The organism is Fusibacter sp. JL298sf-3 (assembly GCF_053842995.1).
Window position 1 is genome coordinate 1,272,906 of record NZ_CM132608.1, and the last position, 19,039, is coordinate 1,291,944.

Genomic DNA, 19,039 nt, shown 5'->3' on the forward strand with positions numbered 1-19,039 from the left:
TGTATTACTTATAGTTACGCTCTAGAATAACGAGCCGATGGCCACGAACAATGGTGCAAATACCAATGATACGATGGTCATCAATTTGATTAAGATGTTGATTGAAGGGCCTGAAGTATCTTTAAACGGGTCACCGACAGTATCGCCAACGACACTCGCTTTATGCGCTTCTGAACCTTTGCCACCAAAGTTACCTTCTTCAACATACTTCTTCGCATTGTCCCAAGCCCCTCCTGCATTTGCCATAAAGATAGCGAGGAGAACGCCTGTTACAAGGCTACCTGCAAGCATGCCGCCAAGTGCTTCAACACCGAGTACAAGACCGACTGCAATTGGTACCAACACAGCCATAAGGCCCGGAATCATCATCTCTCTTAAAGCAGCTGTTGTCGAAATGTCTACACATCTCGTGTAATCCGGTGTTGCTTTACCTTCCATGATGCCTGGAATCGACTTGAACTGACGTCTAACTTCTTCGATCATATCGTAAGCTGCTTTACCAACGGATTCCATTGTAAGCGCTGAGAAGATAAACGGCAACATACCGCCGATAAAGAGACCGACAACCACTTTTGGGTTGAGGACGTTAATGCTTGTAAGGCCGACTTCTTGAGAATAAGAAGCAAAGAGACCAAGTGCTGTAAGTGCCGCTGAACCAATGGCAAAACCCTTGCCGATAGCAGCTGTTGTGTTACCCACAGCATCGAGCTTGTCCGTAATAGAACGCACTTCTTTTGGAAGCTCGCTCATTTCTGCAATACCGCCGGCATTGTCGGCGATTGGACCGTATGCATCGACAGCAACCGTAATTCCCGCTGTTGAAAGCATACCAACGGCAGAAAGTGCAATACCGTAAAGGCCTGCAAACTCAAAAGCAACAAGTGTTGCAACTGAAATAAAGAGGATTGGCCAGAGGGTTGAAACCATACCTACGCCAATACCTGAGATAATCGTCGTCGCAGGACCTGTTAAAGATTGCTCAGCGATTTTCTTAACGAACTTGTGGTCGCCTGACGTATAAATTTCCGTCACAACGCCAATTAAAATACCACATAATAAACCTGCAACAATTGCAAAAAATGCTTTTAAGTCGCCGAAGAAATACTTGCTGAGTCCAAATGCAGCTATTGTTACCAAAACACCACTGACATATGTGGCTTTTTTAAGCGCTTTATGCGGATCAGATTTTTCATCGCCTCTTACAAAGAATGTACCGATAACAGATGCTAGGATACCACATGCCGCTAAAATAAGCGGGAAGTAGGCACCGTTTACACCTTTATCAAGTGTACCGAGTGTAATAGCTGCGATAATAGAACCGACATACGATTCAAAGAGGTCAGCGCCCATACCGGCGACATCACCGACGTTGTCACCCACGTTATCTGCGATAACCGCTGGGTTTCTCGGATCGTCTTCTGGAATGCCCGCTTCAACTTTACCTACGAGGTCAGCGCCGACGTCTGCTGCCTTCGTGTAGATACCACCACCGACACGGGCAAAAAGTGCAATAGATGATGCACCGAGACCAAAACCAGTGATGATTTGAGGTTCACCAAAAATGAAATAAAGTGTGCTGACGCCGAGTAAGCCTAAACCAACGACAGACATCCCCATGACGGCACCACCTGAAAACGCTACTGAAAGCGCTCTGTTCATGCCGCTCTCTTTAGCTGCAAAAGCCGTTCTCACATTGGCTTTTGTCGCAACGCGCATGCCGACAAATCCTGCTGTAGCAGAAAAAGCAGCACCACATAAAAAGGCAACCGCTGTCGGGACGCTTTTTAACCCTAGGGCTATTGCAACTGCCAACACGATTGAAAAAATAACCAATACCTTGTATTCTCTTCTTAAGAAAGCCATTGCACCGTCTTGAATATACGTCGCAATTTCTTTCATTCTCGGGTGGTTTACCGAGATCACGTTGATCTTTCGAACCACCAAAAATGCAGCAAAGATCAGGGCAATAAGACCTGCTCCCGCCGATAATAATGCGTAATTCATGTTATTATTCCTCCCCACAATCTAAAGTCACGCATAGGAAAAAAATATACAACAATCGGCAAGAATGCCAATTATTGTATATAGGCCATAACTAATGCTGAAATCATGAAAACGATTGCTGAAATCTTCGTAATCTTGTCAAATTTCGCATCGTAATCTCGCGCCTTGTTTTTACCCCATAGTTGTTCAGCACCGCCGCCAATAGAACCCGAAAGTCCCGCCGACTTGCCCGACTGAAGTAAAATACTCGCAATCAGCACTACAGACGAAATAATAAGTAATACGCTGAATAATGTGTTCATATCCCTTTCACCTCCACTTTACTTGCTTAACGTATGTATTTTATCATACGTAAGCCTAAATTACAACGACCCATTGGATATTTGCGTCATATTTTGAAAAAAGCTTGGTGGTTGCTGTCCACCAAGCTCTTAACTTGTAGATAAACGCCGAAATACGGCGTTGCTGGTCAAATCCCGCTCTAATCACGTACGTTCGGTACGCTCTTCTCGCTGGCTTTTCCCGCGCCTTGTCTTTCGACTTTTCCTAAAAGTTCTCATCTAGCCGACTTCGCCGACTAGATGAGAGCTTGGTGGTTGCTGTCCACCAAGCTCTTCTTTTTTTCTTTTTCTCTTTGTCATTGAGAATTGCGTTATTGGCACCTCTTAAACCTCTCTTAAGAGGGATTGCATAAATTGTGGGAAAATGATGCTTATCTGAGATTGTAGAACGTCTCCATGCCTGGATAAATGGCGTTATCGCCAAGTTGCTCTTCAATTCTCAGCAATTGATTGTATTTTTCTACACGGTCTGTTCTCGCAGGGGCACCTGTTTTGATTTGTCCCGCGTTAACAGCCACTGCCATATCGGCAATTGTCGAATCTGCTGTTTCGCCTGAACGGTGTGAACTGATGGTTGTAAAACCAGCTCTCTTCGCCATTTCGATAGCGTCAAGTGTCTCAGTAATCGTACCGATCTGGTTGAGTTTAATCAAGATAGAGTTTGCAGATTTCTCTTTGATGCCTCTTGAAAGTCTCTCTGTGTTCGTAACGAACAAGTCGTCGCCGACGATTTGAATTTTGTCTCCGAGTTTGGCCACCATATGTGTCCAAGCTGCCCAGTCTTCTTCAGCTAAGCCGTCTTCAATTGAGATAATTGGATACTTATCGACCAAGTCGCCGTAGTAAGCGACGAGTTCTTCAGACGTAAACTCTCTGCCTTCACTGGCCAATGTGTACTTACCTGTCTTCTCATCGTAAAGCTCATTTGCAGCGACGTCGAGGGCAAGTTTAATTTCTTCGCCCGGCTTGTAACCCGCTTTTTCAATCGCTTCTACAATGACTTTAAGTGCATCTTCATTTGTCGGCAAGTTCGGTGCGAAACCACCTTCATCGCCTACACCTGTAGCCAGTTTTTTAGATTTGAGAACCGCTTTAAGCGCGTGGTAGATTTCAGCGCCCCATCTCAAAGCTTCTTTAAAGGTCTTTGCACCTACAGGCATTACCATGAACTCTTGAATATCGACGTTGTTGTCCGCATGTGCGCCGCCGTTCATAATGTTCATCATCGGAACAGGCAAGGTCTTCGCGTTGGTACCACCGACGTATTCGTAAAGTGCAAGACCTAAAGAGTCTGCCGCCGCTTTAGCCACGGCAATGGAAACACCGAGAAGGGCGTTAGCACCGAGTTTGGCTTTGTTTGGCGTACCGTCGAGCTCGATCATCATTTTGTCGATACCCACTTGATCAAAGACATCCCAGCCTTCCAGTTCAGGTGCGATAATGTCATTGATGTTTTCAACCGCTTTTTCGACACCTTTGCCGAGGTAACGCGATTTGTCGCCGTCTCTTAATTCAACAGCTTCGAAAGCACCGGTTGAAGCACCTGATGGCACTGCTGCTCTACCCAAAGAACCGTCTTCTAAATAAACTTCTACTTCTACTGTTGGATTGCCGCGTGAATCCAGTATCTCTCTTGCATAAACATCTGATATAACTGACATTTGATACCTCCAATTATTTATTTATAATAATAGACTTACCTGACATTTCAGTTGGCACGTCCATGCCTAACATACCCAAGAGGGTCGGTGCCAAATCGCATAATTTGCCGTCGTTTCTCAACGACACCGATCCGGTACCACCGACAATGCATGGTACTTTGTTCGTGGAATGCGCTGTCATCGGCTTGTTGTCCGCTGTCAGCATTTCTTCTGCATTGCCGTGATCCGCTGTAATAACAAAACTTCCGCCGACTGACTCCAGCTTGTCGACAATTTTACCGAGGCACGTATCCACTGTTTCTACAGCTTTCACCGCAGCAGGGAAAATGCCGGTGTGGCCGACCATGTCCGGGTTGGCGTAATTAATAACGATAAAATCGTACTTGTCCGCGTCGATTTCCGCAAGGAGTCTATCGGTCATTTCGTAGGCCGACATCTCCGGCTTAAGATCGTACGTGGCGACTTTAGGCGATTCGATGAGCACACGGTCTTCCAGTGGGGTCGGCTGTTCGACGCCGCCGTTGAAGAAAAAGGTCACATGCGCGTATTTTTCTGTCTCGGCAATGCGCAATTGGGCTTTGCCGTTTTGAGAAAGGTACTCGCCAAGTGTCATCGTAATCTTTTGCTGTGGATAAGCAATGCCCAAGTTGGCAATGGTCTTGTCGTATTGTGTAAAACCGACGTACTTCAGTGGAAAATGTGTTCTTTCAAAGCCTGTAAACTCAACGTCGAGCAACGACCGCGTTATTTGTCGCGCCCTATCGGGTCTGAAGTTGAAGAAAATAACCGCATCGTCCTTGCCGACAGTTGCCGTCGGCTTACTGCCATCCATGATGACAGTAGGGAGAACAAACTCGTCTGTAACGCCTTGTGCATAGGAGTTTTCAATAGCTTCAACAGCATCAGACGCCTTGACGCCTTCCCCCTTCACGAGCATGTCGTAAGATTTCTCAATGCGCTCCCAACGGTTGTCTCGATCCATCGAATAGTAGCGGCCTGAAATCGATGCAATTTTGCCGAATCCGATATCGTCCATATAACGCTGAAGGGCCTTGAGGTACTGGACACCTGCTGTCGGGGACGTATCGCGACCATCCATAAACGCGTGGACGTAGATGTTGTCCAGGCCTTCTTGTTTGGCCATTTTAATCAATGCTTTTAAGTGATTGATGTGGCTGTGCACACCGCCGTCGGACAAGAGCCCCCACGTGTGGAGTTTGGTGCCGTGTGCCTTTGCATGTGCCATCGCCGATTTCAATTCGGCGTTATCAAAGAAGTCGCCGTCTTCAATAGACTTGGTAATCCGCGTGAGTTCTTGATAAATGATGCGCCCTGCACCGATGTTTAAGTGGCCGACTTCCGAGTTGCCCATCTGTCCGTCGGGCAGCCCCACAGCCATGCCGCTAGCGGCGAGGGTCGTATTGGGATACTGTTTCAATAAGCGATCATAAACCGGCGTGTTGGCTTCTAAAACCGCGTTTCCGGCTTCAGTATTGCTAAGCCCCCAACCGTCGAGTATGATTAGCGCTGCAGGTTTTTTCATAAATCGCTCCTTAAAAATTGACGAGCTGGACAAAGCTCTCTGCTTCAAGGCTGGCGCCGCCTACCAGCGCGCCGTCGATGTCCGTTTGATTCATAATGTCTTCGACGTTTGCAGGTTTAACACTGCCGCCGTACTGTATTCTAATTTCTTCAGAAACCGCATCGCCATAGAGTTCTGTTAAAACACTTCTAATAAAGGCGATGACATCGTTTGCCTCTTCGCTACTGGCCGTCTTACCGGTTCCAATTGCCCAAATCGGCTCATAAGCGACGACGACCTTTGCCGCGTCGGCTTCTGAAACCGTTTCAAAAGCTTTTTTTACTTGTCGCTCACAAACGGCCTTTGTTTCACCGGCTTCTCTCTCTTCGAGGCTCTCGCCACAGCAAACCACTGGAACCAGACCTTTGGAAAGCGCTTTCAGCGTCTTCTTGTTAACCGTTTCATCGGTTTCACCAAAATACTGTCTTCTCTCCGAGTGGCCGATAATCGCGTGTGTCACCCCGATATCAAGGAGCATATCGGCACTGACTTCGCCTGTGAAAGCGCCCTTGTCTTCATAGTGCATATTTTGTGCGCCGATTTTAACCGGCGTTCCTTTTGCCGCCTCTACAAGTGCAGGCAACAATGTGTAGGGTGCACAGATGAGCACCTCCACATCGGTGCCTTGAACTTCCGGCGCTACCGCTTTGACAAAAGCGACACCTTCAGAAACGGTCTTATGCATTTTCCAGTTACCAGCAATAATTGGCTTTCTCATAAGTCCTCCTATTTATTGTTAAGCGCATCGATTCCAGGGAGTACAAGACCTTCTAAAAACTCTAAAGAAGCGCCGCCTCCTGTTGAAATATGCGTCATTTCATCCCCAAATCCAAGGGTATTAACTGCCGCTGCACTGTCGCCGCCACCGATAATTGTCGTCGCTTCAGAAGAAGCGAGCGCCTTGGCGACTTCAATGGTGCCTTTTGCGAAGTTTTCAAACTCGAAAACCCCCATTGGGCCGTTCCAAACCACCGTTTTAGCATCTAGTACCGCTTTGGCATAGGCCGCCGCAGTCTTCGGTCCGATGTCGAGGCCCATAAAGCCGTCTTCAATATTGGCATCTTCAGTGACAATCGGCTCAGCATTTTTATCAAAATCCGTCGCGACGACGTGATCTGTCGGCAACAGCAACTGAACGCCTTTGACTTTTGCGTCTTCTAGCATTTGCTTAGCGTAGTCGACTTTGTCTTCTTCCACGAGGGATTTTCCGACTTTATAGCCCTGTGCCTTTAAAAACGTATACGCCATACCACCACCGATAATCAGTGTATCAACTTTCGTAATTAAGTTCTCAATTACCTTAATTTTATCCGAAACCTTGGCACCGCCTAAAATGGCACAAAACGGTCTAACTGGCGTTTCAACAGCTTCTCCTAAGAACTTGAGTTCTTTCTGAATCAAGTACCCGCACACAGACGTGTCGATAAAAGCAGTTACGCCCACTGTAGAAGCGTGCGCTCTATGTGCCGTTCCGAAAGCGTCGTTCACAAACACGTCAGCAAGTGATGCCAACTCTTTTGAGAACGCTTCGCCATTCTTGGTTTCTTCTTTTCTGAAACGCGTATTCTCAAGTAAAAGCACATCGCCTTCTGAAAGTGCTTCTACCGCCTGACGCGTCAAAGGACCGACCACTTCTTCTTCCGAGTTGAAAACCACCGGTTTTCCAAGCTTTTCAGAGAGACGGTCCGCCACAGGTTTAAGTGTAAACGCAAGATCATAGCTCTTCGGTTTACCGAGATGCGAACATAAAATAACTTTTGCACCGTTTTGCACAAGGTATTCTATTGTCGGCATAGCGCCGTTAATTCTATTTTCATCGGTGATTTTGCCTTCTTGAATCGGAACGTTAAAATCACATCTCACAAGCACCCGCTTGCCTCTTACGTCTATGTCTTCTACAGTTTTCTTATTAAACATTCAAAGCCTCCATCTATTATCAAATGGGGAACAACAGTCATAGCCCTGAAGGCATTCAGGGCTACTCATGTTTTGCGCAGAGACCGGGAGACAGGTCTGTTGCCCCTTCTCCCGTTTCCCACTGCAGCTATTATCGATTTGGCGTCGATAACGCGTGTCTTAACGCTTCACCAAGTGAAGACCGTTCCCCTTCAAGAAGTGATTATATCACAATTATTCATTACAAGAAATATAATGAAGTGAAATTCGGAGCGTTCTTACAGTCCCTTTTCTACCATTAAGCTTACGAGGTCTACAACTCTGCAAGAGTAACCCCACTCGTTATCGTACCAAGAAAGAATTTTCACCATGTTGTCGCCCATAACCATAGTTGAAAGCGAATCGATGATAGAGCTTCTAGGATCTTGTTTGAAGTCCATTGATACAAGTGGCTCTTCTTCAAAGCCCATAATGCCTTTTAATTCGCCTTCAGATGCAGACTTAAGTGCTGCATTAACCGCTTCCATAGTCACAGGTTTTTCTGTTTCAATGACGATATCTACTGCAGAAACCGTTGGTGTCGGTACGCGCATCGCCATGCCGTTGAACTTGCCCTTAAGTTGAGGAAGGACCAAAGCAACAGCTTTAGCAGCACCGGTTGAGGTAGGGATGATGCTTTCAGCTGCCGCTCTAGCTCTTCTCAAATCTTTGTGAGGCGTATCGAGAATTCTTTGGTCGTTTGTATAGGCGTGAACCGTTGTCATCAAACCTTTTACAATGCCGAACTCTTGATCTATTACTTTAGCAAAAGGTGCCAGACAGTTGGTTGTACATGAGGCGTTGGATACAATGTGATGTGTTTCAGGATTGTAATCCCCGTCGTTAACACCCATTACTATTGTAATGTCTTCGTCTTTCGCTGGTGCAGAAATCACCACTTTTTTAGCACCGGCTTCAATGTGTTTACCCGCAGACTTTTTGTCTTTGAAAAGACCTGTAGATTCAATGACGACATCTACGCCGAGTTCTTTCCAAGGCAATGCGCCTGGATCTCTTTCAGCAAAAATTTTAATCTCTTTGCCGTTGACGATTAAAGCGTTCTCAGCGGCTTCAACTGTACCGTCGAACTTGCCGAAAAGCGAGTCGTACTTCAATAAATGCGCAAGTGTTTTTGCGTCTGTTAAATCGTTGATTGCAACGATCTCAAAGTTAGGATTTTGTTGTGCCATTGCCACTTTAAATACGTTTCTTCCGATTCTACCGAAACCATTAATTGCTACTTTAGCCATCGTGTTATCCTCCTTAAATTAAATACGATTGAATTGACTTTGCAGTCTGTTCATCCGTCACCAAGACGAGGTTCGGATTAAGTTTGGTAATGGCGACAATCGCCTCCACTTTATCCTCACCTGCCGCAACGGCGATGACGTTCTGTAATGTCTTGTATTTTTGCAAATCAATACCGATGGTACTGATTTCATGAACAATTTCACCGTCTTTGTTGAAGTAGTAGCCAAAGGATTCAGCCACAGCACCCTTTTTCATAATCGTGTCAATCTCCGTTTGGTCGAGCACGCGTCGGTTGGCCATAACGCTCGCCTTGCCTACGCCAAAGACCAAAATGTCTATTGCTTCAATGCTCTTCAGTATTTTCTGTATACTCGGTTCGTTTTTCAGTTCTTCAATCGTCGACTGCGACAGATTGTCCTGCGTGTAAAGCAGTTGGTATTCCGCATCGAGCTTGTTTGCAAGGCGTTCGGCAAGTGTATTGGCTTGGTGCTCGCTCTTATTGCCTAAGCCGCCCCTCGCTGGGACTACGACTACCTCAGACCGGTCAAATTGTACCCAGTCAGTTTTATACCCACTTATTACTTTTTCTATCGAAGAACCGCCAGTTAATCCGATAATACTTTTCGGATGGATGCATGTGTTCAAATACTTGGCCGCTTCAATGCCCACTTCGCTCAAAGTCGCCTCTTCTCTATAGGGGCCGATTGAGCCGATGACAACTTTTTTAATGTTGAGTGCCTCTGCCAAATGCTCTGACAAAGTGGTCAATCCGGTCATTTTATAGAATATGTCTGATAACGCGTCAAGTGCTTCGACGCCCCGTTCAGTTATGCGCATACCGTCGGGGTGATAGTCGATGAGATGCGATTCTTTTAAAATGTCACATTCCCTTCTCACCACGCGTTCGGTATACCCCATGGTGCTGGACAGCAGTCTTCTGCCCACAGGCTGCTTTGAGTGTATGGCATTCAACAGATTAAATCGAACAGGCAACAGTTCGTCCATTTCTGGAAATACATATTTTAAGACAAACATCATTTTTTCTGTGCGATTCATTTCACCTGGTTTCACGCGTACACCTCCTGGGATAATTTTTAGATTAGCGTTTTATTTTCTGTCCCGCATAGGTTAAAAAAAATAACCTCACTGACATTATACCATCTGTAAAAAGGAATACAATAGCTTTTGAAAAAAAGTTGGACTTTTTTCGCCACGCGGGATAAATAAAGTCCAACTCATTATAACTATTCTATAACTAAACGCGTTTGCGCTTAGAAGAGGGGGGGATGAGCAGTTCGTCTCGATACTTTGCAACGGTGCGTCGAGAGATTTCGATCCCCTTCTCCGCCAGTGTATCGGCAATTTTTTGATCACTTAACGGCTTTTTCTCATTTTCTTCTGCCACCATGCTGCGAATCAGCACCTTAATGCTCTCTGACGACACGCCGTCGCCGCCGAAATTTTTAACACCGCTTTGAAAAAAGTATTTGATTTCAAAGAGCCCATTGGGGCACTGCATGTACTTGCCGTTGACGGCTCGACTCACAGTGGATTCGTGCACTTCAATTTCATCGGCGATATCCTTGAGATTAAGGGGCTTCAAGTAGAGCAACCCCTGTTCAAAGAAATCGATCTGATAGGCCACAATAGCCTCACAAACGCGTTTAATGGTGTTGCGACGCTGTTCAATGGATTTAATAAGTCGAAGCGCCGATTGGAGATTTTTACTGAGGTAGTCCACTGTGTTGGCGTCTTTTTCGATCTGTGACAGCATCCTTTTGTAAAAGCTGTTAATTCTCAAGCGCGGCGCAGAAGATTCGTTGACGCGCACATTGTAGACGCCTTTCTCTTTTTCAACATAGACATCCGGCGTGACGTACTTCACATGTCGCGTGGAACTAAACCCTCTGCCGGGTTTCGGTTCCAGCGTTTTAATGAAATCGTAGGCGCTTTGTATGCGCTCCGGCGACTCCTTCAGTGCTTTTGCAATCTGCGCGTACTTCTTCTCACTCAACGCTTCTAAATAGTTGAGAACCAGTACCTCTTCGAGGCTTTCTTCAAACCCTTGCTGATAGAGCTGAATGAGCAGACACTCTTCTACACTTCTGCCGCCGACCCCTGGCGGATCAAACGTTTGAACCAGTTTTATCAAGCGCTCCACTTCTTCGTAGTGGATGTCAAAATTCAAAACCACTTCTTCAGTCGTCATGTTGAGATAGCCGTTGTCGTCGATGTTTTCGATAATGTAATCGCACACTTTTTCAAGAGGATGCTCCAGACCGGCAAAATTAAGCTGCAGGCGCAAATACTCTTTAAGCGTCTCTTCATCTGCCAAATAGTGGTCGTAAGCCAAAGTTTCCGACGTGTCCACATGACGATCTGAGCGAATTCTCGGCTCGTCAAAATAGTTGACCACTTCCTCCCAGTCAAAAGTCTTATCAGCCCCTTTATCGTGGTCGTAGTCAAACCCGTCCTCTTGCGCTTGCGCACTATCGCCGAGTTCCTCACCGGAAGGCTTCTCCAGTATAGGGTTACTGAGAAGCGCTTCTCCAATGAACTCGTTGAGCTCCTGCGATGTGTACTGTAGTATCTCAATAGCTTGTTTCAACTCCGGTGTCATAACGAGCTTTTGAGTCTGCGACAAATTCAAATTGAAGTTCATTTTCATAATTATGCCTCATCTCAACAGAATTAAAGAAATCGCATAGACCTTGCAATTTCTTCATTAAAATAGCAACTGTCTCACCGATTTTTAGATGCTGACGTCGCATCTTACGTTATTTTTCGGTTAAGAATATTATATCAAATTTAAGGACTTGTGAACAGTCGGTGCGGGACTTTTAACGCCGCGCACCTTGTCTTTTTATAGCTGTCATTAAACAACGCATCGGCACCCAAACATAAAATTGTTAACAACACATTTAAACTTCAGAGAATTCTTGCATTTTCAAAAAAACGTGGTACTATAGAAACCATCTATAAAAAAACAAGTGGAAGGAGGCCGCAATGGAAGCATTGTTGTCAGAGATCAAAGCCGCCCATCGCATTGTCATCAAAGTGGGCACTTCAACACTCACACACGAGAGCGGCAAATTGAACCTCAGACGTATTGAAGCGCTGATAAGGGTCATTGCAGATTTGAAAAACCAGCAGCGGGAAATTGTGCTGGTCAGCTCCGGCGCCATCGGCGTCGGCATGAGCAAACTGAGGTTGCGCAAACGCCCGAAAACAATGGCGGGCAAACAAGCTGCAGCAGCTGTGGGACAATGTGAGATTATGCATCTTTACAGCCAGTTGCTTTCAGAACACCACTACGCAGTCGGTCAACTGCTTTTGACGCGAGATGTTGTGGAACAACCGGACAAACGCCAAAATGCACAAAACACCTTTAACCGTTTGCTCAAACTGGGTGCCCTACCTGTCGTCAACGAAAACGATACTGTCGCAACAGAAGAAATTGAATGCAACTTCGGCGAAAACGATACCCTCGCCGCAATTGTCGCTGTTATCATTGAAGCGGATTTGCTCATTAACCTCTCTGACATCGGCGGCCTTTATACAGCTGACCCACGGGAGGATCAAGCCGCCGAACCGATTGCCGTCGTCGAAGACGTTACCGAAGACATCTTAAAGCTAGCAGGTGGCGCCGGTACAGCCAGAGGCAGCGGCGGCATGCTGAGCAAACTAACAGCGGCAAAATTAGCGGGAGAAGCCGGCGTCAACACCATTGTTGCCAGCGGCGAATCGCCGGCCATTCTCTACGATATTTTAGAAGGCCGACATCGGGGGACACTCTTTGTCCGACGTGGAAAAATCCTTAATAAGAGAAATGAGGTGTGATCAATGACGGATTTAAACAACATCGGCGCTCGTGCCAAGAGCGCATCGCACCTTCTGAGCGGCGTTTCAACGTGTGAAAAAAACCGCGCTTTGTTGCGTATTGCAGCCATGTTATCTGCCAATAGCGCTTCTCTGCTGGCGGAAAATCAAAAGGATTTGAAAAAGGCGCGGGAAATGGGGATGCCACCGGCTCTGCTCGACCGCTTGACCCTTACCGAGGAGCGCCTCTTACAAATGGCCGACGCCGTTAAAGCCATTGCCGCGCTGGAAGACCCCATTGGCGAAGTCGACCGCATGTGGCAACGCCCAAACGGTCTGACCATTGGAAACAAACGCGTCCCACTAGGGGTCGTCGGCATCATATACGAGGCGCGCCCCAATGTCACTGTCGATGCCGCTGCCCTTTGTTTAAAAGCCGGAAATGCCGTTGTCCTGAGAGGTGGAAGCGAAGCCCTTCATTCAAATCTCGCCCTATGCGCCCTTATGTCTGAGGCGCTTTGCCAAGTGGGGCTTCCCGATTATAGCGTTCAGTTGTTAGAAGACACCAGCAGAGAAACCGCCACCGCCATGATGCGACTCAACGCCTACATCGACGTTTTGATTCCTAGAGGCGGTGCCGGACTAATCCAAGCGGTGGTTCAAAACGCTACTGTACCGGTTATTGAAACCGGCGTCGGCAACTGCCATATCTATGTGGACGAACACGCCGAGCTGAACATGGCCATTGAAATTGTCGTTAACGCTAAAACGAGCCGCCTTGGGGTCTGTAACGCCGCTGAAAACCTTCTCGTAGATTGCGCCGTCGCCCAATCGCATCTACCTAAAATCGCCTGCGCTTTAACGGCACTCTCCGTTGACATACGCGGGTGTAAAAAAACAGTTGAACTGCTGTCTGAGTTTGGAATCACCTCTACACTTGCTACAGAAGAAGATTACCACACGGAGTTTTTAGACGCTGTCATCGCCGTAAAAATCGTCGACGGTATTGCCGAAGCTATTGAACACATCAATCACTACGGCTCTGGACACTCTGAAGCCATTGTCACCCACAGCTACGATAACGCCATGCGCTTCCATCGCGAAATCGATGCAGCTGCTGTGTACGTCAACGCATCGACGCGCTTTACAGACGGGGCCGCATTTGGTTTTGGAGCTGAAATCGGCATCAGCACCCAGAAACTGCACGTCAGAGGTCCTATGGGCCTTAAAGCCCTTACGACGAACAAGTACATCGTCTTCGGAAACGGCCAAGTGCGCTAGCGCTCTCTAAAACATAAAAAATGACACAGCTGAGGCTGTGTCATTTTTATATTACAAAGTTAAGTTAACGCTTACCCACATCGTACGGCTCGCCTGCCGCTTTCGGACCGGCGGCATTTTTAGAAAACAGAACCAATGCAATGAGTGTCATCACATATGGGAAAGTGTTGAGTATAATGTTCGGTACAGATTTTAGCGAATCGTAAATCACAGCGATGTTGGAAATGGTCATCGCTGTACCGAAGAACAGTGCGGCACCGAGAATCCCCCAAGGCTTCCAGCGACCGAAAATCAAAGCGGCTAACGCGAGGAAACCGAGACCGTTAAAGGTCAACTGGGAAAACTCTTTTGCATAGGTCAAGATAACAATGGCACCGCCGAGACCTGCTAGAGCCCCTGAAATCAAGACGCCGGTGTAGCGCATTTTCTTAACACTTACGCCCATTGAATCCGCCGCATGTGGGTTTTCACCACAGGCGCGCAGGCGAAGACCAAAGCGCGTCTTGTAAAGTAAGAAATAACTAATGGCAACAAGGGCCAAGACAATATATGTCGTATAGTACACTTTGCTGAAAAGCAAAGGCCCGATGACGGGAATATCGCTGAGCAACGGAATCTCCGTGCGGGCAAAAGAAGTTTTAATTTGAATGTTGGAGCTCGTTGTAATCCAACGCGCCAAGTAAACCGTGATGGCGAGTGAAAACATATTAATCGCCGTACCGCTGATAACCTGATCGGCATTCATCGATACACTGGCAAATGCGTGGAAGAACGATAAGAGCAAGCCCGCCATGGCGCCGACTAACAGCGCAAGCCACACGGTCGCCCCGCCGAAAGCACCGGCGCTCTGAGCGACAAATAGCGCAGAGGCAAAGGCGCCGACGCCCATTAAACCTTCTAGACCGATATTGACCACACCGCTGCGCTCACTGTAGAGACCGCCGAGGGCGATAACGAGCAATGGCGCTGTATACGTAAGTGACAAAGGTATGATACTCGTAATAAAATCCCACATTAGTTTGCACCTCCACTTCCGGACTCGGCCTTGGATTTTTTATTGGCAACCCGTTTCATCCACTTCTTAATGAGCATTGTCGATGCCGAGAAAAAGATGATAACGGCGATAATAACTTGAACGAGTTCGTTCGGCACTTTGGTAGCGGCCTGCATTAGACCCTTTCCGGCGTTCATAATACCAAATAGGAGCGCAGACAGCACGACGCCAATTGGCGTGTTTAAGCCGAGTAGGGCTACGGCGATACCGTCGAAGCCAAGCGTCGGCAACTCACCGATTTTCACGTTGTCCGTATACCCTAAATAGAAAGTAGCACCAGCAAGTCCTGCTAGAGCACCGGCAATCATCATAGAGTAAACGATGTTGCGGTTCACTTTAATACCTGCGTACTCAGCAGCGTGTTTGTTGTGCCCCACCGCTTTGAGCTCGTAGCCGAAAGTGGTCTTTTCGAGAATCCACCAAATGACCACCGCCGCAACTAAGGCTAAAAATAAACCGAGATTGACGCTGGAGCCGTTAAACAAATCCGTCATCCAATCTGTTCTCAAGCTGGCTGATGCGCGAATAGGCGCCGATTCCGTATCGAATTTACCCTTGATAAACTCGGGAACAAACCAGTAGACGCTCCAAACGGCAATCCAGTTCATCATAATCGTCACGACGACTTCGTGCACGTTGAACTTGGCTTTTAATATGCCTGGTATCATGCCCCAGAGTGCACCGACCAAAACGGCAGTTACTACAGCCAGTGGCAGATGGACGATTTTCGGCAACTCGAGAAGGACGCCGACAGCTACAGCTGCACAGCCCCCCATCAGCATTTGACCGGAAGCACCGATGTTAAAAAGACCGGTGCGCATGCCGAAAGCCACTGACAGACCCGTAAGAATAAGCGGCGTCATTACAAGCAACGTATCGCCGAAACGCTTGATGTTCCCATAGAGGCCAGCGCCTTTAAAGAGCTCTGAATACGCTCTAAGGGGATTAAACCCTGACAAGAGCATGACCAGTGCCCCGATGACAAAGCCCAGTGCAACCGCAACAAAAGGAATCAGCTTGTCCTGTCCGCTGTCACTTGCCAAAAGTCTTTTAAACCTTTTCATGCGCTGCACCTCCTTTTTTTGAGCCGGCCATTAAGAGGCCGAGTTCGTTTTCATCTGTCTCTTCGGCGCCCATTACACTGACGATATTGCCTTCGTAGATAACCGAAATCCGATCTGACACATTGAGTACTTCATCCAGCTCAAAAGAGATGAGCAACACCGCTTTGCCTTTGTCGCGTTCTTCAATGAGACGCTTATGGATGTACTCAATAGCGCCGACATCTAGCCCACGTGTCGGTTGTGCCGCAATGAGAAGTGCCGGTGATCGGTCGACCTCTCTGGCGATAATCGCCTTTTGTTGATTCCCGCCGGACATACTTCTGGCAGTGGTAATAGGCCCTTGACCAGAACGCACGTCAAACTCCGCTATTAAGCGTTCGGCGTAACTCTTAATTTCCTCTTTGTTTAAAATGCCGTTTTTAGAGAACGGCTTTTGGTAATACGTCTGCAACACCATGTTTTCACCGAGAGAATAATCCAATACCAAGCCGTGTTTGTGGCGGTCTTCCGGGATATGTCCAATGCCGGATTCTGTTTTCTCGCGAATGCTCAGTCCTGTAATATCCACACCATTTAGTGTAACCGCACCGGATTCAATATGGCGCAAGCCTGTAATGGCTTCGATCAGCTCTTTCTGACCGTTGCCGTCGATACCGGCAATCCCCATAATCTCGCCGGCTTTTACCTCGATGTCGAGGTTGCGCACAGCGGGCAGTTTTCTGTTGTCGAGGACATTCAAGCCCTTGACACTCAACACCACTTGCTTCGGTTCTGCCGGTTTTTTATCGACAATAAAGTTGACGTCGCGGCCGACCATGAGCTTTGCCATATCGTCCTCAGAGGTTTCAGCGACATCCACCGTACCGATGTACTTGCCCTTTCTGAGAACGGTACAGCGGTCCGAAACTTCCTTGATTTCTTTTAATTTATGTGTAATCAGAACAATTGATTTGCCTTCTTTTTTCAAGCGCTTCATAATCCCCATTAGCTCGTGAATCTCCTGTGGTGTCAACACCGCAGTCGGTTCGTCGAAAATGAGTATTTCAGCATCTCTATAGAGCATCTTTAATATTTCCACGCGTTGCTGCATACCGACAGAAATGTCTTGTACAAGCGCGTGGGGATCGACGCTTAAACCGTATTGGTCCGACAGCTCTTGTATGCGCTTCGCCGCCGAATCGATATCGATTTTAAGCCCTTTTTTCGGCTCCATCCCCAAGATGATGTTCTCAGTTACCGTAAAGACATCTACCAGCTTAAAGTGCTGATGCACCATGCCGATACCGAGGTCGTTGGCAACATTCGGGTTGGTGATTTTGACGTCTTTCCCCTTGACTTTAATCTTTCCTGCTTCGGGTTGATACATTCCAAACAAAACCGACATCAAAGTGGACTTTCCCGCACCGTTTTCGCCTAACAGCGCGTGAATTTCGCCTTTCTCCACTTGCAATGTCACATTGTCGTTTGCAACGATTCCAGGAAATTCTTTTCGAATGTCGAGCATCTCAATAACGTATTTCATTGCTTCACCCTAACCTTATCTGAATTCGTTTTTGTTTACATCACAAAATTACTGACGTCCGGCAGGCCTCTGCGACTTTGCCGCATGAATAGAGAAGGTGCAACATCTCTTGTTGCACCTTCCAAGCCTGTATCTTTCAGTATTTAAAGTCGGACAACTTTATTTTAAATATTCATCTAGTGCTTCTTGAGTAGCCGGTACGACGACGTCGCCGTTTACAACTGCTTTTTCAGCTTCTTTAATCTTTTCGAAGACTTCATCGCTTAAGTTCGGGTTTTCAGCAGGGATGCCTACGCCGCCGTCAGCAAGTGAAAGTCTGATTTCTTCACCACCTGGGAACGAGCCGTTTAACTGTGCATCAATGTACTCATACGCCGCAACGTCAATACCCTTAACTGCTGAAGTTAACGTAACTGATTTTGCATCGTCTTCTTCTGAGATTTTACCTTGGTCGTATTGGTCAACGTCGACGCCGATAACGTATACGTTTTCACCAACTTTAGCACGCTCAATAGCTTCACCAAATACGCCGACACCTACGCCACCTGCTGCGTGGAAGATAATGTCGATGCCTTTGTCATACATACCTGAAGCGATTTGACCGCCACCAGCTACGTTGTTGAAAGACCCTTCGTAAATGTAGTCAACCACTTCTGCGTTTGAGCCGAAGTTGTCGTTTGCGTACTTAACGCCAGCTTTATAACCCCAACCAAATTTTTGAACCGGTGGAATCTCTAAGCCACCTACGAAACCTAATTTGCCAGTTTCAGTAGAGAGTGCTGCTGCTACACCTGCTAAGAAGCCCGCTTCGTGCTCGTTAAAGAATACAGCAACTGTATTTGGTCCGATTTTGTAAGTAGGACCTTCCTCTGCTTCAAAATCGGCATTGTTTGGAGAACCGTCGATTAAGACAAAAGTCGTATCTGGGTACTGCTCTTGTGCTTGGTAAATCGCTTCTTCAAACTTGTAACCTGGTGTTACGATGATTTTGTGGTCTGTGTCCACTAAGTTTTGAATTGAGTTCAGATAATCTGTTGTAGACTCGTTATCTGGTTGTTGATAGCTCGCTTCAATTGTCTTTTTCTCTTCTTCATAGCGCTTGATACCCGTCCAAGTCCCTTCGTTGAACGACTTGTCGTCAATAGAACCCGAGTCCGTTACCATACCTACTTTTGTAACGTCTCCTTCTGATTGTGCGCCACAGCCTACAAGCGATAAACTCATAAGCATCGCCACCATTAGAAAAGCAATCACTCTTTTACGCATTTTAATGTTTCCTCCTCTTTTCATTCATATAGAATTTTGCCCGAATAACACATATTCGACATTCAAAAGAAAAATCCTTCTTAAACCTAAAAACTTTTTGAATGAATTTATAAAACGCACGAAGCTATTGGGCTGTCTTTTATCATTATATCCAATTTATATTTGTTTAATCATTATATTAAATCACCAAATCCATCACCAATTTAATATAAAATGAACACCAATCGCCTCTTTTTTTTGTAACTTTACCACATGAATT

The 19,039-nt window shown here is 46.8% G+C and carries 15 protein-coding genes; 2 read left to right on the forward strand and 13 right to left on the reverse strand.

Annotated features, from left to right (window positions below; genetic code table 11):
- Window positions 1-21 precede the first annotated feature (21 nt).
- The 9 genes from ACR6HW_RS06320 to rpoN form a co-directional block, all read right to left on the reverse strand.
- Window positions 22-2,004 carry a sodium-translocating pyrophosphatase gene (locus tag ACR6HW_RS06320; RefSeq protein ID WP_455730300.1) on the reverse strand — a complete coding sequence of 661 codons (1,983 nt, stop codon included), beginning with the start codon at window positions 2,002-2,004 and terminating at the stop codon, window positions 22-24.
- Window positions 2,005-2,075: 71 nt separating this feature from the next.
- A complete protein-coding gene (gene secG / locus ACR6HW_RS06325) occupies window positions 2,076-2,306 on the reverse strand; it encodes a preprotein translocase subunit SecG (RefSeq protein WP_455730301.1) in 231 nt (76 codons plus the stop codon).
- A gap of 410 nt (window positions 2,307-2,716) precedes the next feature.
- Window positions 2,717-4,006: a phosphopyruvate hydratase gene (gene eno / locus ACR6HW_RS06330; RefSeq protein WP_455730302.1), complete on the reverse strand. Its 1,290-nt coding sequence runs from the start codon at window positions 4,004-4,006 to the stop codon at window positions 2,717-2,719.
- A 13-nt stretch (window positions 4,007-4,019) separates the two neighbouring features.
- Entirely contained in the window at window positions 4,020-5,549 is a 1,530-nt protein-coding gene (gpmI, locus tag ACR6HW_RS06335) for a 2,3-bisphosphoglycerate-independent phosphoglycerate mutase (protein WP_455730303.1), read from the reverse strand.
- Between the two features lie 10 nt (window positions 5,550-5,559).
- The gene (tpiA, locus tag ACR6HW_RS06340) at window positions 5,560-6,306 is read right to left on the reverse strand and encodes a triose-phosphate isomerase (protein ID WP_455730304.1); all 747 of its coding nucleotides are present in this window, start codon (window positions 6,304-6,306) and stop codon (window positions 5,560-5,562) included.
- Between the two features lie 8 nt (window positions 6,307-6,314).
- Window positions 6,315-7,505: a phosphoglycerate kinase gene (locus ACR6HW_RS06345; protein WP_455730305.1), complete on the reverse strand. Its 1,191-nt coding sequence runs from the start codon at window positions 7,503-7,505 to the stop codon at window positions 6,315-6,317.
- Window positions 7,506-7,762: 257 nt separating this feature from the next.
- A complete protein-coding gene (gene gap, locus ACR6HW_RS06350; RefSeq protein ID WP_455730306.1) occupies window positions 7,763-8,773 on the reverse strand; it encodes a type I glyceraldehyde-3-phosphate dehydrogenase in 1,011 nt (336 codons plus the stop codon).
- Between the two features lie 13 nt (window positions 8,774-8,786).
- Window positions 8,787-9,845: a sugar-binding transcriptional regulator gene (locus ACR6HW_RS06355; RefSeq protein ID WP_455730307.1), complete on the reverse strand. Its 1,059-nt coding sequence runs from the start codon at window positions 9,843-9,845 to the stop codon at window positions 8,787-8,789.
- 184 nt (window positions 9,846-10,029) lie between these two features.
- Window positions 10,030-11,442 (reverse strand): RNA polymerase factor sigma-54, encoded by a 1,413-nt coding sequence (gene rpoN / locus ACR6HW_RS06360; protein ID WP_455730308.1) that lies wholly within the window; start codon window positions 11,440-11,442, stop codon window positions 10,030-10,032.
- A 338-nt stretch (window positions 11,443-11,780) separates the two neighbouring features.
- On the opposite strand from rpoN, the gene proB reads away from it, so the two are divergent.
- Both proB and ACR6HW_RS06370 read left to right on the forward strand, forming a co-directional pair.
- Complete coding sequence (proB, locus tag ACR6HW_RS06365; RefSeq protein ID WP_455730309.1) at window positions 11,781-12,614, forward strand: glutamate 5-kinase; 834 nt, start codon at window positions 11,781-11,783, stop codon at window positions 12,612-12,614.
- 3 nt (window positions 12,615-12,617) lie between these two features.
- On the forward strand, window positions 12,618-13,874 hold the full coding sequence (locus ACR6HW_RS06370; protein ID WP_455730310.1) for a glutamate-5-semialdehyde dehydrogenase: 1,257 nt from the start codon (window positions 12,618-12,620) through the stop codon (window positions 13,872-13,874).
- A gap of 64 nt (window positions 13,875-13,938) precedes the next feature.
- Here ACR6HW_RS06370 and ACR6HW_RS06375 read toward each other — a convergent pair whose 3' ends face one another.
- From ACR6HW_RS06375 to ACR6HW_RS06390, 4 genes are all read right to left on the reverse strand, one after another.
- Entirely contained in the window at window positions 13,939-14,889 is a 951-nt protein-coding gene (locus tag ACR6HW_RS06375; RefSeq protein ID WP_455730311.1) for an ABC transporter permease, read from the reverse strand.
- Window positions 14,889-15,992 carry an ABC transporter permease gene (locus ACR6HW_RS06380; protein WP_455730312.1) on the reverse strand — a complete coding sequence of 368 codons (1,104 nt, stop codon included), beginning with the start codon at window positions 15,990-15,992 and terminating at the stop codon, window positions 14,889-14,891. Before ACR6HW_RS06380 ends, ACR6HW_RS06375 begins: the two co-directional genes overlap by 1 nt.
- Entirely contained in the window at window positions 15,979-17,514 is a 1,536-nt protein-coding gene (locus tag ACR6HW_RS06385; protein WP_455730313.1) for an ABC transporter ATP-binding protein, read from the reverse strand. The genes ACR6HW_RS06380 and ACR6HW_RS06385 overlap by 14 nt, the downstream gene beginning before the upstream one ends.
- 159 nt (window positions 17,515-17,673) lie before the next feature.
- Window positions 17,674-18,780, reverse strand: a complete 1,107-nt coding sequence (locus tag ACR6HW_RS06390) for a BMP family lipoprotein (RefSeq protein ID WP_455730314.1) — start codon at window positions 18,778-18,780, stop codon at window positions 17,674-17,676.
- Window positions 18,781-19,039: the final 259 nt, after the last annotated feature.

Coding starts and splice junctions, on each gene's coding strand:
- eno (WP_455730302.1), bottom strand. CDS start 4,006: ATGTCAGTTATATCAGATGTTTATGCAAGAGAGATACTGGATTCACGC.
- ACR6HW_RS06375 (WP_455730311.1), bottom strand. CDS start 14,889: ATGTGGGATTTTATTACGAGTATCATACCTTTGTCACTTACGTATACA.
- proB (WP_455730309.1), top strand. CDS start 11,781: ATGGAAGCATTGTTGTCAGAGATCAAAGCCGCCCATCGCATTGTCATC.
- ACR6HW_RS06380 (WP_455730312.1), bottom strand. CDS start 15,992: ATGAAAAGGTTTAAAAGACTTTTGGCAAGTGACAGCGGACAGGACAAG.
- secG (WP_455730301.1), bottom strand. CDS start 2,306: ATGAACACATTATTCAGCGTATTACTTATTATTTCGTCTGTAGTGCTG.
- ACR6HW_RS06345 (WP_455730305.1), bottom strand. CDS start 7,505: ATGTTTAATAAGAAAACTGTAGAAGACATAGACGTAAGAGGCAAGCGG.
- ACR6HW_RS06320 (WP_455730300.1), bottom strand. CDS start 2,004: ATGAATTACGCATTATTATCGGCGGGAGCAGGTCTTATTGCCCTGATC.
- rpoN (WP_455730308.1), bottom strand. CDS start 11,442: ATGAAAATGAACTTCAATTTGAATTTGTCGCAGACTCAAAAGCTCGTT.
- gap (WP_455730306.1), bottom strand. CDS start 8,773: ATGGCTAAAGTAGCAATTAATGGTTTCGGTAGAATCGGAAGAAACGTA.
- gpmI (WP_455730303.1), bottom strand. CDS start 5,549: ATGAAAAAACCTGCAGCGCTAATCATACTCGACGGTTGGGGGCTTAGC.
- ACR6HW_RS06385 (WP_455730313.1), bottom strand. CDS start 17,514: ATGAAATACGTTATTGAGATGCTCGACATTCGAAAAGAATTTCCTGGA.
- tpiA (WP_455730304.1), bottom strand. CDS start 6,306: ATGAGAAAGCCAATTATTGCTGGTAACTGGAAAATGCATAAGACCGTT.
- ACR6HW_RS06390 (WP_455730314.1), bottom strand. CDS start 18,780: ATGCGTAAAAGAGTGATTGCTTTTCTAATGGTGGCGATGCTTATGAGT.
- ACR6HW_RS06370 (WP_455730310.1), top strand. CDS start 12,618: ATGACGGATTTAAACAACATCGGCGCTCGTGCCAAGAGCGCATCGCAC.